Origin of the sequence: Thiolapillus sp., from assembly GCF_048562965.1 — a bacterium.
GTDB lineage: Bacteria > Pseudomonadota > Gammaproteobacteria > Chromatiales > Chromatiaceae > Thiolapillus > Thiolapillus brandeum_A.
Genome location: NZ_JBHNMF010000787.1, coordinates 1 through 1,368, shown reverse-complemented (window position 1 = coordinate 1,368; position 1,368 = coordinate 1). Strand labels below are relative to the sequence as shown.

The following is a 1,368-nucleotide window of genomic DNA, read 5'->3' as shown; positions in this document are numbered from 1 at the left end:
TTTCAATCAAGCAAATGTGCTTGATAAGCTAGCCGTATGGCTTTATCATGTCAAGCATGAATCCCGCACTATCAATCACTGACGCATGTATTTTTCCGGATAAATCCGCCAAAATTGCTATCTCTAACAAATAAAGCATCAGAGGTGCTGGATATGGCGGACACATCAAGTGATTTTTCTGAACGTTTGCGCACCTTGCGCAAGCAAAAAAATCTGTCACAAACCGAGCTGGGCAAACTGGCAGATTTGCATTACACCCATATTGGCCGGTTTGAGCGGGGCATTTCCCGCCCCAGTGGCGATACCCTCAAGCGTCTGGCCGATGCGCTGGACATCAGCAGTGATTACCTGTTGGAGGGTTCGACGGAAGACGCAGCCACTGCCCGCTTCGAGGACCGGGAGCTACTGCGGCAGTTTCAGGAGGTGGAACACCTGCCCGATGAAGACAAGACCGTGATTAAAAAGCTACTGGATGCCTTTTTAACCAAAAAGCACCTGCAATCGCTGGCGCGATGAGGATAGAGCTATGACCACACTGACCATTGATTTACCGGACAACTTGGCTGAAGAAGCCAAACAGGCCGGATTACTGACACCCAACGCTATCGAGAACATTCTGCGCGAGACGCTGCGCCGCCGCGCCGTCAATGGCCTGTTTTCTGCGGCAGATAAGTTCGCAGCAGCCAACTTGCCGCCCATGACCATGGATGAGATTCAGGAAGAAGTGAACGCGGTACGCGCACAGAGAAAGCAACGTGCGCCTGGTACTTGATACCAATATCATTGTATCGGGTTTGATCTGGGGCGGTGTACCGCGCCAGTTGCTTGAGCTTGGCCGAGACGGTCAAGCAACTTTCTTCACCAGTAGTGTGTTACTGGATGAGTTGGCGGATGTATTGGAAAGGGAGAAGTTTACCGCGCTATTGGCATCCCAGAACGTCACGCCTGCTTTTCTGATGCAGCGTTATGGAATGCTCGCCCGGTTGGTTAATCCACAACCGATTGAACGTACTGTGCGAGATATGGATGATGACGCAGTGATCGCTACGGCGCTCGCGGCTAAGGCGAATGTTATCGCCACCGGCGATAGTGATTTACTGGTGTTGCATCCTTGGCAAGGGATACAGATTCTGAATGCGGCGGATGCGGTGGAGTTTGTGCAGAACGACAGTAAACGACAACGGAGAAAGTAATTTATCCGATTGGCCGACAGTGCCCCTCATAGCGTGGATGACCATCTCATTGACCCTTGATTTTGATTACAACCATACTAACTCTGGAGGGGATGATTTAATTATCACCTCACCCCAGTCCCCCGACAGGTGGTATCCATCCGAAGACAATTGAAAGAAATCAATATTTCCATAG

Annotated in this window: 3 protein-coding genes; all 3 read left to right on the top strand. The window is 50.6% G+C overall.

The window, feature by feature from the left end:
* The first annotated feature begins 153 nt into the window (after positions 1-153).
* From ACOCD2_RS20095 to ACOCD2_RS20085, 3 genes are read left to right on the top strand one after another with little or no spacing between them, the layout of a single operon-like run.
* Entirely contained in the window at positions 154-516 is a 363-nt protein-coding gene (locus ACOCD2_RS20095; protein ID WP_293649285.1) for a helix-turn-helix domain-containing protein, read from the top strand.
* A gap of 10 nt (positions 517-526) precedes the next feature.
* Positions 527-772 carry a hypothetical protein gene (locus tag ACOCD2_RS20090; RefSeq protein ID WP_293649282.1) on the top strand — a complete coding sequence of 82 codons (246 nt, stop codon included), beginning with the start codon at positions 527-529 and terminating at the stop codon, positions 770-772.
* A complete protein-coding gene (locus ACOCD2_RS20085; protein WP_293649279.1) occupies positions 756-1,193 on the top strand; it encodes a putative toxin-antitoxin system toxin component, PIN family in 438 nt (145 codons plus the stop codon). Before ACOCD2_RS20090 ends, ACOCD2_RS20085 begins: the two co-directional genes overlap by 17 nt.
* Positions 1,194-1,368 lie beyond the last annotated feature (175 nt).

Bases quoted from the DNA above. Each gene is read 5' to 3' on its own strand.
- ACOCD2_RS20095 (WP_293649285.1), top strand. From the start codon at position 154: ATGGCGGACACATCAAGTGATTTTTCTGAACGTTTGCGCACCTTGCGC.
- ACOCD2_RS20090 (WP_293649282.1), top strand. From the start codon at position 527: ATGACCACACTGACCATTGATTTACCGGACAACTTGGCTGAAGAAGCC.